The sequence below is a fragment of the Methanosarcina spelaei genome, assembly GCF_002287235.1.
GTDB classification, from domain to species: domain Archaea; phylum Halobacteriota; class Methanosarcinia; order Methanosarcinales; family Methanosarcinaceae; genus Methanosarcina; species Methanosarcina spelaei.
Genome location: NZ_LMVP01000052.1, coordinates 1 through 12,581 on the forward strand (window position 1 = coordinate 1; position 12,581 = coordinate 12,581).

Annotated in this window: 11 protein-coding genes, 1 tRNA gene and 1 pseudogene; 8 read left to right on the forward strand and 5 right to left on the reverse strand. The window is 37.1% G+C overall.

Annotated elements, in window-relative coordinates; genetic code table 11:
- Positions 1-194: pseudogene (locus ASJ81_RS23190) on the forward strand (hypothetical protein); the annotation flags it as partial.
- A gap of 77 nt (positions 195-271) precedes the next feature.
- Here the strand turns inward: ASJ81_RS23190 and ASJ81_RS04220 are convergent.
- Positions 272-556 (reverse strand): hypothetical protein, encoded by a 285-nt coding sequence (locus tag ASJ81_RS04220; protein WP_095643393.1) that lies wholly within the window; start codon positions 554-556, stop codon positions 272-274.
- Positions 557-1,167: 611 nt separating this feature from the next.
- On the opposite strand from ASJ81_RS04220, the gene ASJ81_RS04225 reads away from it, so the two are divergent.
- Positions 1,168-1,239, forward strand: a tRNA-Cys gene (locus tag ASJ81_RS04225).
- Here ASJ81_RS04225 and ASJ81_RS04230 read toward each other — a convergent pair.
- Positions 1,221-1,529, reverse strand: a complete 309-nt coding sequence (locus tag ASJ81_RS04230; RefSeq protein ID WP_095643394.1) for a hypothetical protein — start codon at positions 1,527-1,529, stop codon at positions 1,221-1,223. The genes ASJ81_RS04225 and ASJ81_RS04230 overlap by 19 nt on opposite strands.
- A gap of 859 nt (positions 1,530-2,388) precedes the next feature.
- Between ASJ81_RS04230 and ASJ81_RS04235 the strand changes: the two genes are divergently transcribed.
- The 6 genes from ASJ81_RS04235 (at position 2,389) to ASJ81_RS04265 (ending at position 9,673) form a co-directional block, all read left to right on the forward strand.
- Positions 2,389-3,132 carry a hypothetical protein gene (locus ASJ81_RS04235; RefSeq protein WP_095643395.1) on the forward strand — a complete coding sequence of 248 codons (744 nt, stop codon included), beginning with the start codon at positions 2,389-2,391 and terminating at the stop codon, positions 3,130-3,132.
- 588 nt (positions 3,133-3,720) lie between these two features.
- Positions 3,721-5,175, forward strand: coding sequence for a phytoene desaturase family protein (locus tag ASJ81_RS04240; RefSeq protein ID WP_095643396.1), 1,455 nt, complete (start codon positions 3,721-3,723; stop codon positions 5,173-5,175).
- Positions 5,176-5,613: 438 nt separating this feature from the next.
- Complete coding sequence (locus ASJ81_RS04245) at positions 5,614-6,414, forward strand: EFR1 family ferrodoxin (RefSeq protein ID WP_095643397.1); 801 nt, start codon at positions 5,614-5,616, stop codon at positions 6,412-6,414.
- Between the two features lie 154 nt (positions 6,415-6,568).
- A complete protein-coding gene (locus tag ASJ81_RS04250) occupies positions 6,569-7,294 on the forward strand; it encodes a TetR/AcrR family transcriptional regulator (protein ID WP_095643398.1) in 726 nt (241 codons plus the stop codon).
- A 501-nt stretch (positions 7,295-7,795) separates the two neighbouring features.
- Positions 7,796-8,860 (forward strand): hypothetical protein, encoded by a 1,065-nt coding sequence (locus ASJ81_RS04260; protein WP_095643400.1) that lies wholly within the window; start codon positions 7,796-7,798, stop codon positions 8,858-8,860.
- A 42-nt stretch (positions 8,861-8,902) separates the two neighbouring features.
- Positions 8,903-9,673 (forward strand): hypothetical protein, encoded by a 771-nt coding sequence (locus ASJ81_RS04265; protein WP_245859776.1) that lies wholly within the window; start codon positions 8,903-8,905, stop codon positions 9,671-9,673.
- Positions 9,674-9,874: 201 nt separating this feature from the next.
- Here the strand turns inward: ASJ81_RS04265 and ASJ81_RS04270 are convergent, their stop codons facing one another.
- The 3 genes from ASJ81_RS04270 to ASJ81_RS04280 all read right to left on the reverse strand — a co-directional run bounded on the left by ASJ81_RS04270 (position 9,875) and on the right by ASJ81_RS04280 (position 12,254).
- The gene (locus tag ASJ81_RS04270) at positions 9,875-10,303 is read right to left on the reverse strand and encodes a hypothetical protein (RefSeq protein WP_095643402.1); all 429 of its coding nucleotides are present in this window, start codon (positions 10,301-10,303) and stop codon (positions 9,875-9,877) included.
- A gap of 240 nt (positions 10,304-10,543) precedes the next feature.
- A complete protein-coding gene (nudC, locus tag ASJ81_RS04275) occupies positions 10,544-11,413 on the reverse strand; it encodes an NAD(+) diphosphatase (RefSeq protein ID WP_095643403.1) in 870 nt (289 codons plus the stop codon).
- Between the two features lie 430 nt (positions 11,414-11,843).
- A complete protein-coding gene (locus ASJ81_RS04280; RefSeq protein ID WP_095643404.1) occupies positions 11,844-12,254 on the reverse strand; it encodes a hypothetical protein in 411 nt (136 codons plus the stop codon).
- Positions 12,255-12,581: the final 327 nt, after the last annotated feature.

A 12,581-nucleotide genomic window follows, 5' to 3' on the forward strand; every position in this document is an offset into this window, starting at 1 on the left:
AAAGGATGCATCAGAAAGCATTTGACTTATTCCAAGCATGGTATAACTTTATAAAACCTCATAAGTCTCTAAGGTTAAAAATAGATTCTGGAAATAGAAAATGGTTTCAAAGGACTCCAGCTATGGCAGAAGGAATAACTGATCACATATGGAGTTTAAAGGAACTATTAACATTTAGAGTTCCTGTTCAATAATTTGAGGACACGACCAGATTTAAATTAAAAAATTAAAGTAAAAATAAAAATAAAAAAATTAAGAAACATTAGTAAATTTATACTTTTGTGGTCAGCAGTGCTTCATTTTGAGGGATAAACCCCGTGAAGATTTCGCTTATATATTTTACATTTATTGTGTTTATTTCCTTATCAAACTCTCCATTAATTTCAACAAACTTACGGCAGAAAAACTCAAGATAATAATCCGGTTTCCATAAGCACCTGTCCGCATATTTTAGCAGATGCTCACCGTCACACGTCTGCAGATAGTAATCCGGGCCTTCAGATTTGCTTCCGACCCTTCCATGTTTTACATAAACAAGTCCTTTAAAAGTTCCCATAAAAAGGCTCCTTCTTTTGGTTTGCAGTTACAGCTTAAAATATAAATTTATCCAAAAAGCAAAACCGCATCATCTATTATTACTTAAATAAGTATAAATAAATATTGTGGGAATGTCAGCATTATAAACAAGTTCCTTTAAAAACGCATAGAGAACCCAGATGGTTGATATTAAAAATTTATTGACGCTCCCTTTGAGTTATTAGTGCTGGACAACAATTGAAAATCTTGGGTTTGTAAAAAAATTAGCTAGTTCGGAGTTCACAAAATTTGTAAAATATCAAGAAACTGTAGATATTCCTGTAATTAGAGCACAAAACGTTACTAGAAACGGATTTTCTGAGGGAAACTTCCTTTATGTAGACATAGAAAATACGGAAAGAGCTCCTCGGTCGAGGCCCTACGATGGGAAGTCTTACTGGTGTTTGTGGGTTTCGTAGAAATATCAGAATTTTCCAAAAGGAAAGGAGTTTTTTAGGTCCAAACGCAGCAAAAATAAAATATTGAAATTACTTTTAATCTTATTTTAGGGAAGATCTTACAGCACGCTTATAATACCTGCTTAACCTAAAAATTTATATATTTTCTATGCTGTATAAAGTTCTACAGATTGCCAAGGTGGCGGAGCGGTTACGCAATCGCCAGCAGAGCGATTCAGTCCTGGTTCAAATCCGGACCTTGGCTTCATTAATTTTATAATGACCTTCGTCATTCCTTGCAAATAACCCTGATCTCTGTTTTTGAAATCGCTTAACTTTTGACATCTCTAATGCGCTTAATTTCAAGCTTTGAGCCGCAACCGTTGGGCCGCAACCGTTGCGCCGGTTGATCACGCCTATAGGGTTTGGGGATAAGATTTTAAACTCAAGTATTGACTTGTCGTTTTCGATCAAGTAGGGATTTTCGGTCAAGCCTTTTTTAAAAAGGCTTGTGATCACGCCTATAGGGTTTGGGGATAAGGTTATCAAATCCAAATGTTATCTCGTTTTCGTTCAAGCCTTTTTGAAAAGGCTTGAACCGAAATGAACCACATGTTGCCGAAGCGAAACTTTGGCTGTGTTCCAGAAACAGAATTAGAAAATTGATGATAGGGAAATTGGGCATCCGGTTATTGGGGAGTGGGGGGTGTTGGGGGGTTATTAAAAACAGTTGAAAGGTCTCTTATGACCTTCCCAGATGCCCACATCCTACTTTACCTCATGATATATATAATTAAAGTTTATAAATTTATCCAGAAAGTCCCCCCAAGAAAACCATAAGTTATTTGTTGCTAGGGTTTCTAAATTAGCTTTAAAATGGGTTTTCTAAGTCCTTTTTAGTAGGGTCGAACGGAACGGAAAAGATATCGTGTGTTGTAATTATGAAATAAGTCTTTGATAAATCCGATTTCCTGTGAGCTTGAAAAGAAACTTGGGATATAAAATCTGCTGATTTCAAAAACAATTCACAGCTAACAATATAACTGTCAAGGTCCTTCAAACCGATCCGGTTGAGTAAAAGTAATACTAATTTATAAAAAACCTGCCCTCCTTGAACGTAGCTCAGTATCTTAACTATAGCTTACCATCTTGAGCGCAACGGTTGTGCTGCAACCGTTGCGCCGGTTGATCACGCCTATAAGGTTTGGGGATAAGATTATCAAATCCAAATGTTGACCTGCCGTTTTCGCTCAAGCCTTTTTTGAAAAGGCTTGCGGTCAAGCCTTTTTTGAAAAGACCTGCAGAACTCGAGCTGCAGAGGCATAACTCTGCTGGAAAAACATTTATCATGCTTTGTGATATAAAATTACTCACGAATAACAGCTAATATAATCAGAAACGGGCCGCTGATCAATTGGCAAAAGACAAACGAATAAGGTTTCCATCAGGTTCATATCAGGCTTTTTATAAAGGCATCCGCTACAAAATAGATCCTGAAAATGACATCGTGGAAATGACTCAGAAACTGAATCCAAGATATAGCCCTGAAAGCAGGGAAGAAGCTGTTAATCTGGCAAATAAGCTTGGAGTAAAAAAAATTCAAAAAAGAGCCAGATTATTCTCAAAACTCCTTCTTCTTTCAGTACTGGTATTCCTATTTTTGATGTTTGTCTCTGCTCATTTTTCTGTAAAATCCGAAAGCTTTCTTTTATCAGCCGGAAGATTCCTAACAATTGTGTCAGAAATTATTTTCCTTTATATGTTTGGTTATTACAGGGCAATAACGAACTATTGTGCGGATTCATACTGCGAGAAATGCGGGAAACACTTAGTTTTTGAGGAGTTTCAGGCTCCACTTGTAAAAGAAGAAAGCAAAATTGATACCTATACAAAAACCCTGACACAGTACTGGCACTGTAAAAACTGCGGGCATGAAGATATAAAAGTTGAACCTCAATACATAGACCACCATCAAGAGAAAAGGCAGGATAATTTAAAAGAAGACACCTGCGAGGAATGTGGGAAAGAACATGCAATGGAAGAATACAGAGATATTGACGTATTAAATTACGTTTTCAAGAAGAAAATAAGGTATTTTAAATGTAGAAACTGCGGCTACCATGAAATCAGACTAAGTAAAAGGTTCAGAATTGTTTAACAATTATCGGGCTCTCTATGCAATCCAGTATAGCAAGTGCTTCTGTACGCAATTTGAAGAGTGAATATCCCTAAAAGGCCTTTTTTATTAGAAGAGAGCTGTTGTCTAAACAACCATGAGAAGTACGTTAAATACGGTACTTACTTACAAATCAGTCCATAAATTAGTTTGTTTGATCAGAGGATTACAAACGTGTTCTTTATAGCTTCAATTTGATTGATAAGTTTTGGAGTCACCAGCAACTCTTTTTGTATAAGATATGAAAACAGGATAAATTCCAACTATTGTAATATGCGCCTTGTTTACCAATTGACTGTTAATTATAAATACTATTTTTTTCTCTATGTTACTCTACAAATGTAAGCCAGGGCTCAAATATAAAGAGGATAAATCATAATCGTACAGTATGATTTTAATAACATCCTGGATCTAAAGTAATTTATTATAATTTTCAGATATTTTATTTAACCCTTCCACTAATGTAGAACTCTGACAATATGATTTTAATTTGTAAGTTGAAAGAATAAGGTGAATAATTGTATTTAACTGTAACTTAATTCGCTGGAAAAAACTGAGGTAGTTTAAGGTATGAAAAGATACGATGTAATTGTCGTTGGGGCGGGTATAAGCGGGCTTCTTGCAGCGCTTACGCTTTCAAAGCATGGAAAAAAAGTCCTTGTTCTTGAAAAAAGACAGCATTTAGGCGGGAACTGCAACAGCTACATGGTAGATGGCTATCAGGTAGATACAGGAGCACACGCAATTACTCATCTGATTGAAGGACCTCTGAAGAGGTTGATGGATAATTACTTTGACTTTTTGCCTGTGTTTGAGGAATATGGGCATTATTACGTTCGGACTGAAAATACTCTTGTCAAAGTTCCTTCCAACCTCAAAGATTTCGTGACTTTTGATGTGCTTCCAAGAAAGGACAGATTACTACTTTCCCAGACTCTTACAAAAGCCTTTACCCTGTCTTCATTTGGAATAGATCTGTCCGACCAGTCAGTATATGATTTTCTGCCAAAAAGCCTTTCAAAAGAAACTTACGATTTTGTGGACACGATATCAGCTTTCCTCTCAGGCAAGTCAATGAAGGAAACCTCTGCCCAACGGGTTCTGTCAGGAAGCAGTTTTGTCAGAGACAGTATTACCCAGGAACAGTTTGATGCAATGATCGGAAGACTGGAACCCAAAAAGTCCCAGTCTGCAGAGTCCATCCTTGCTTCAGTCCTTCCATACCATCTCCATGCCTCCCTTCAGGCCAGGATGACCAGGGTCACCCAGCCTTTTACCTCTCTGGAAAGGCTTGCAACAAATAATGTAAACTATTCTCAGGGTTATCCCAGAAAAGGCTTAAAAGCCCTGCTCAACGCTGTTCTTTATTCACTTCCGGAAACTGTTGAGATCAAAAAGGGATGTGAGGTTAAATCCATCCTTGTACAGGACGGAAAGATTTCAGGCGTGGAAGCCGATGAAGTATATAACTCTGACCTTGTTGTCTACACGGGTTTTGCAACCGAGCTTCCCAGGCTTATAATGGATCTCCCTCAGGAATATAAGGCGAATCTGGAAGATATAGTCCACAGCAAAAGCCTGACAGTCTGGCTTGGACTTGAAAAAGAGTTTCCCGATTTTAATTACACGGGATCAGAGATCTGGTTCAAGGATTTCGCCTACTGGGCAACACCCATAAGTAACTATGATCCCTCGCTTGCTCCAAAGGATAAACAGCTTATAGGTTTTTCTTTCGTGATTGACGAAAATAAAAACGAAGACGAGGAGACAAAAAAAGCCTACGATACTATTTTCCGTGCCCATCCAAACATTGAGAAATATATCGATATGCAGCACGAACAAATAACAGTTCCAGAAAAAGCTGCAGTCGCAATTAATGGAAAGTTCGCAGATATTCGAACTCCTGTTCGGAATCTGTACGTTGCGGGCACGGACACTGATAAACGCAGTATGGGAATTACTCGAGCTTCATATTCGATTATCGAGCTCCTGAAGATTCTTAATGAGGATGGAAATCTTCATTAAAGTGTCTGCTTTATATAGATTATATAACAGACATAATTGCATTTATTTTGGAGATTGGAGATATATTTCAACCCTATTAAAACATTTTTTCCTTCTCCGCCCTCTGAGGTGGAACTGTGAGCAGGGAAGATAGCATATTTTCATTCTTTTTTATGTGAGCATCTTTTGATGGTCTTACCTGTGGAATCTGTTCGGAAGCGACAATGAGAATAAACTAGAAATTTTACTTGTTCGTTTCAATTTCCTATTCATCCCAAACAAAATTTTAGCCTTCATCAGGCATCTGACATTTTTCCTCGGAAAACACTTCAGACTAACTAACAGTTATCTACTAACTAACAGTTATCTACTAACTAACAGTTATTTACTAACCAACGGTTATTTAAGACCAGTAGTTATATTATAACTTGAAGTTACACAACTTATGGAGTAAATGAAATGGAAATAGAATCTGTAAAATTAGTTTATTTTTCACCTACCGGGACAACAAAAGCGGTTGTTCAGGGCATTGCACATGGTATTAACCCAGGCACCGTGGAATTAATCGATATTACCAGACCGGATGCAAGAAAACAGCCATTACTGACCTTGGAAAATGAATTGCTTGTTATTGGAGTTCCCGTATATATGGGAAGAGTGCCGGCATTATTAAATGAATGGCTGAATTCAATTCAGGCTCGTAATACACCGACCGTTTGTGTTGTTGTCTATGGTAATCGTGTGTATGACGATGCACTGCTTGAGCTAAAAAACATTGTAACGAAATGTGGGTGTACTCCCATTGCCTGTGCAGCATATCTCGGAGAACACTCATTCTCAAATTCCGAGACACCAATAGCACAGGGACGTCCCGATGAAGATGATTTACACCATGCAGAAATATTCGGACAGAAAATACGTGAAAAGCTGCAATCTGTTTCATCAATCTCTCAGGTTTCTGCTGTGCATGTGCCTGGCACTTATCCTTATGGAGGAGTTACAAAATTGTGGACTGTTGATTTTATCGCAGTCAGTGATGAGTGTTCACAGTGCGGAACCTGTGCAGAGGTGTGTCCTGTAGGTGCTGTTGATGCGGAAAATTCCCGTTTGATCGATATAGAAAAATGCATTACCTGCTGTGCGTGCATCAAAAACTGCCCGCAAAGTGCCAGATCGATGAAACCCGGGTTGGTTAAAGATGCATCGGTGCGTCTCCATACGCTCTATAGCCAGCGAAAGGAGCCTGAATATTTTATCTAATGAATCTATCCCGAATATATCCCAATTGGAAAAGCGGAAAATTGGAGTACATTAATTCCTTAAATCACATAATTAAATCATATAACTAACAGTCCTAATATAAACATGAGTTATAAATATGAGCCTATAAATATGGGTCAGGTGAAGTGGAACTATGGGAATCGCCGATAGAAGGCAACGAGAAAAGGAACAGCGAAAAACAGAGATTATCGATGCAGCTGAACGTCTCTTTTTTTCTCGAAGTTATGAAGATGTTTCTATGGAAGACATCGCCCGCGAGGTCGAACTGAATAAGGCTACTATTTATCTATATTTTAAAAATAAGGAGACACTTTTTGCAACCATTGTACTCCGCGGTATCCAGATCCTTAAAGAAAAATACACGGAATGCATGGAGAAACAGGTGCCTGGCATTGTCAAGGTAGCCCTGATGGGCCAGGCTTATTACCAGTATGCACAGGAATATCCCGATTATCTTCGAATGATCCATTTTTACGGTTCCGAGCGTTTTTCCAAAGAAAACCCGTGTACCGCAGAGATCGGAAAAGGATACGGTACTTGCCGTCTGCTCCTGCGGGATGCGATCCGGGAGGGTATCAATGACGGTACAATCCGTGCCGATATCGACCCGTTCCTTACCTCGATGTACCTTATGATCTCCTTCATGGGTATCCTGTCAATGGAAAATAAATGGAAACTGGTGATTGGGGCTGAAGGATTCAGCTACGAGCAGTTTGCCAGTGAGTTTTTCCGGTTCATCACTCCTGCTATCTCTTCCGGTGAGAATTCTCGCAAAATGGATGTCAAAGATTTCGCATCGTTTGGATTCTTTTTAACCGAGCCCGTGGCACCTGAGAAGAAAAAGAGAGGAGAATCTTAAATTTTTATAATTTGAGGCTGATTTTTTTCGCCTCTATTACATTTCATATTTTTGATTCTCGCCTACTCCATACGAGACAGGCGAGTTCAGCCCGAGATCATAAAATCGCTAGTTTTGTTCTACAAGAACCTAACTTATTTGGAGCGATCTTATTTGCATTTGTTCTAAAAGCTCTATCAGAAAAAATATTGATTTTCATAAAAATACTGCGGAATGTGGGGCATAATACCAACCAGATACAAATTGACCATCAACCTATTCGGATGGGACAAAATAACACGTTTGTAATGATTCGTATCCTAATTAAAAGCAAATAAATATTATATTTATGGAAGAATCAAAAATTTTCATATAGTATAATTTCATTTTTATTATTTATGAAGTTCAGGCAAACTGGAAGATAAGACTGAACGCCTCATGCCCAAAGGGCATAGTTATTTGCTTTAATGAGTTATAAAGTTTAGGTAGCCTTGCCTCAGAATTAAGTGAAGAGGTAAGAAAATGAAGAATACCAGAAACAGAATAAAAATTGCTTTGCTATTAATGACGATGCTGATTTTAAGTATGGTATTTGTTTCGGGCGCAACTGCTGAAGCTGTAACTGATGAAATAGATCAAGAAGTAGAAGTAGCACTGATAGAACAAAATCCAGAACTTGATCTTAATCCTGACACCACAATAAAATCATACGATACTGAAAAACCTTATTGGTATTTACTTGAAGCAGACAAGAATCAACAAAAAACACTATTGAAATATATCGATGAATGCTATACTTCTAAACAAAAAAAGAATGAAATGAAAAAGTCAATGAAAGATATTTGGAATAGGTACCCCGATAGTATTACAGAAGAAGATATGATTGTCTTAGGACAAGTAGATGTAGCAATTGCTGAATATTTGAACGACAAACATGGTGTAAACGACAGGGTCTCAGTAAGATGGACTGCAACTCCTCATCAAAAGATGACAAGAATTGCTGTCAAAAAAGTTGGAATCACTGATTATTACGCAGATATAGCATCAAATGCTGCAGATGATCCAGATACCTGGCCATATCCTCAAATCTGGCAGTCATACAACCATTACTATGATCCTGTGGCAGACAACGGTCTTGCAGCTGTGAACTGCGACAGCCACGCTGGTGTCGCCGCGGCATATTATGATGGAGGACAACTTTCAGCTGCATATACTGAGTTAGGATATGCTAGCCACTACTTGATAGATGTCGGAAATCCACTGCATACAGGAATGGTAACAAACCAGACTCTAAATCAATGGGTTCATTATGACTATGAAGATTATGTCACTGCAAATTGGAACAGCAATTATAACTTTGAATCTGTAGTAAGCAATAATAATAACGATTATTACGTGTCAGATCCAGAGGCTGTGGCACAAGATTTGGCAGAATATTCAAATGCATACTTGAGTTCACTGTGGATGGAAATTTATTACAACGAGAATACATGGGAAAGTAGTGCAACTGTAAAATTAAATACAGAAAGAGTTCTCTTAAAATCTGCCAAGTATAACATAGGCCTTGTTAAATACATGAGAAGATGAATATTCTCATTTTCTCATTTTTCAGTTAAGGATGATGAAACAGTGAAAAAAATTATCACTTATTTCTTTTTAATGCTCTTATTGATAGTATTGAGTGGACTATACGTCGTTGAGATGAATCTAAGAGACTGGAGGGCTGACGAGTTAAGGCCACATTACGAATATACGGTAAAAATAAGTGGTCTTTCAGGAACTGAAGTATCGGGAACAACTAAAATTTTAGTTCCAATTCCTGCAACAAAAGAAGGAGTTTTTGCGATCACACCTTCTCAAGAAGAACCTTCTTTTTTCAAAAGTCTTCTACGAGAGCATGTTTTCCACACGCCAGAGAAGTATATAAGAGGAATATATTTTGAAAATACTACTGAATCACTCGACAATAAATCACTTAATGGAAACTGGAAGACTTCTATTGTAAATACCAAACACGGTCCAATGCTGGAATTCTGGACGAACGAATCTGTTCTTGCAGATATTTCCTTTTCAAAGATTGTAGTACTGGAACAGATAAACAATGAAGACCCTATTAATGAAAACAGTCCTATTTTATATCCGATTGCAAGTGAAGTATCGTTAGTAGGAGAAGATTATCAACATTTTCGATTAATATCCCGAGTAATCACATATGAAACTTACATTGAAATGAGTAATAATATCAACAGTAAGGCCATAAAGTTTGATATTAACCTTGAAGTCTATCCAGATGTTACTGAACGTGATGGAGATAAAGGCACTTATAAAAATAAATTGGATATAGTTGTTGCCGAGTCTGGTGAATTAAAAAAGAATGCCACAATTGAAGCATATTTCTAACTTATTTTTATTCAATGAATTTGGAAAAATTTGAATGACTATCAAAACAGTATTAATAATAACAGCCATATTAATATCATAAACAACAGTCGTGGAATCAATTAAGGGATGTTGAAAAACAATTGATAATAGGGGACTTTTTTATAATGAGCCTATCTCAAAAGTAATACGGTTAAATCAAGTTTTAAGATAGCTCATTCGTTAATTGTACAGTTTCTCATCCTGCAGTGTTTCCGAAAAGAAAAGACCTTGAATTAAGTTTTCAAAAAACTGACATGACTCGTTCACACCAACATACTGCCTGTCATTCTTAAAAATGGTATCATTGTTTGCTCCTATCTCTATTTCGGAACCATCTCTCTGATAAAATGTGCATGTTGTATCTGCAGGTCCACCATTAGCTTCTCCAAAATGAAAACTTAATACTTTCACAACATTGACAGCTTTCTCAATATCTTCATTATTAGTAAGAGTAATGGTTTTGTTTTCCTGCATAATTTGCACAGATACGGTATTCGTTTTTTCCAATTCTTGAGCAACAGGTAAACCATGTATAAGATAAAAATATACCAGTAAAATAAGAGTTGTAATAACAAATGGAATTATAAAATTTATAACCTTTTTGATCATTTTATTTTAACTCCGTTATATTTCGCAAAGACTTCACTAGCAATTAACACCATTGATACAGTATCTCTGAACTCAAGTTATAGGATGAAAAAGACCTGGCACACGGCAGGTCCGATAACATCCTGAAAATGATACTGAAAATGACACTGAAAATGATACTGAAAATGATAAAAAGAATTAAAAAAGGTTGCAGTAGGAAGAATAGAATTCTGAACTGAAAATTGAATTCTCAATCTTGTTTTAAACTTCCAGCCCTTCTTCTTTAAGGAAATGATCAATCAGCTTTCTCGCAATGCTTATTTTTCCAGGTAGATCAGGCAGATTTTCAACCGAAAACCATCTTGCATCCTCTATTTCAAACCCATCTGGCTGGATCTCCCCTGAATCGTACTCTGCAGTAAACCCGATCATAAGAGAATTAGGAAACGGCCAGGCCTGTGTTCCGAAATAATTGATATCTTTGACCTTAATTCCCACTTCTTCTCTGATTTCTCTGACAACGGCAGCTTCGGCTGATTCTCCAGGTTCAACAAAACCGGCTATCAAACCGTACATTCCTGTCGGAAAATTCGGGGACCTTGCAAGTAAAATCTCATGTCCTTTTCTGATAAGTACGATCACGGCAGGCGAGATTCTCGGGTAAAAAAGCTCCCCGCAGTCAGGGCACTCCTTTCCCCTTTCGCCGGGTTTTTGCACAGTCTTTGTCCCGCAGCGGCTGCAATATTGGTTAGTTCTGTCCCATTCCATAATCTGGACGGCTTTATTCACCAGCGCAAAGCAATTCTCACCCATTTCCGCATATGCCTGTCTGAGATCCGCAAATTTCATTCCCTCAGGTGCCTGTGCGTCTTCAGGAAGTTCTATCGAATAACAATGGGTTCCCTCAAGTGTTCCGAGATATTGTTCCCGAATTCCCGAAAGCCCGAGTTCTCCGAAGTCCAGCAGTTTTGGAATTGCACCTGGATTTTTATTGAGCTTGAGGAGAACCTCGCGGCCCCGGAAAATGAACCAGAGCGCTTTTTCCGTCCTGTTGGCTGGCGGCTCGATGCCTATGATAAATTCCGGGAAGAATTCCGGGCAAATGGGACTTTCCCTGTCTACTGGGGTCATAATGTTCACATTTATTGTTTTTGTTCTATATATGATTACAGGAAAATTTTGTTTATAAATGTTCTATTCAAGGTGTATTTATTTAAGGAGCGTTTTATCAGTCGAATACCTTGCTAGCTTCTGCTACGGGGATGAAAACTTTCCCAGTAGCCGTTATGCGTCAGTTTGTGACTTAAGTAAATATTTTCCGGCAGGTCGTACAAAGGAAATTACTGCGAGGTTGTGAGTTGCTTTAACAGATCCTGTAAATAAGAGAGACATTCCTCTTATGCTGCTTTAGTGATTCTTTATACTCAAGTTTTTAGATCTGCCATAAATCTTTCATTTTTTGGATAAACTTCCTGCCAGAACCTATAATGACTTTTAAATGTACTAAAGTAATAAAAATAACAATTCTATTAAGTGAATAATAAAGCCATATACAACTCTATTAAGTGAATAAAGCTATATATGACCCTAATATAAAATTTACCAGCCATAAAACTAAAAGAGTTTGCATATTAGCTTTAGTTTTCAATCTCCTTTTAATTTTCCAGCTTCTTCTATTAATCACAATAATAAATCCCAGGAGTAAAATTACAATTCCTATTAAAGAATGGGTTAAAATTACAGGAGAAACTGTTTGCGAAACTATAATATCATATGTAAAATTAATCATATATGGGACGGATAAGATAACTAACAAATATCCGAATGCAGATATTATATCATGTCTGTTTAATTTTCCTTTACTCAATTTTCCTACCCTTAATATGATGAACCCAGTTATGATAAGGATCAAGGCTATTTTTTGTAGATTAAAAGAAATTAACATGGACTCATAAGTGTTTATTCCTGACATTTTTTCTCCCCCATGGTGATTTATACTATAGGAGATATAAAAAACAATCTTAATGTGGCATATTTAACAACAGACAATATTTACTTAGTCAAAATTTTCTAAAGGTGATGCGAACATAGCCAGTTGTCGTATTGTTTGCAGTTGAGTACACCAGTGCAAATTTGATTTCTAACTGTGAGCAGGCTGACTGTTCTTATTCCCTAAAGTAATTCTATGTTGGCAAAAGATATATATGATAAATGGCTCTTCGTCGTATAAAATGGGTAATTATTTATAATAAAAATATAATATAAATAAGTATTATATTATTTGATAAAAATAACTGCA

Coding starts and splice junctions, on each gene's coding strand:
- ASJ81_RS04220 (WP_095643393.1), bottom strand. CDS start 556: ATGGGAACTTTTAAAGGACTTGTTTATGTAAAACATGGAAGGGTCGGA.
- ASJ81_RS04240 (WP_095643396.1), top strand. CDS start 3,721: ATGAAAAGATACGATGTAATTGTCGTTGGGGCGGGTATAAGCGGGCTT.
- ASJ81_RS04245 (WP_095643397.1), top strand. CDS start 5,614: ATGGAAATAGAATCTGTAAAATTAGTTTATTTTTCACCTACCGGGACA.
- ASJ81_RS04250 (WP_095643398.1), top strand. CDS start 6,569: ATGGGAATCGCCGATAGAAGGCAACGAGAAAAGGAACAGCGAAAAACA.
- ASJ81_RS04260 (WP_095643400.1), top strand. CDS start 7,796: ATGAAGAATACCAGAAACAGAATAAAAATTGCTTTGCTATTAATGACG.
- ASJ81_RS04270 (WP_095643402.1), bottom strand. CDS start 10,303: ATGATCAAAAAGGTTATAAATTTTATAATTCCATTTGTTATTACAACT.
- nudC (WP_095643403.1), bottom strand. CDS start 11,413: ATGACCCCAGTAGACAGGGAAAGTCCCATTTGCCCGGAATTCTTCCCG.
- ASJ81_RS04280 (WP_095643404.1), bottom strand. CDS start 12,254: ATGTCAGGAATAAACACTTATGAGTCCATGTTAATTTCTTTTAATCTA.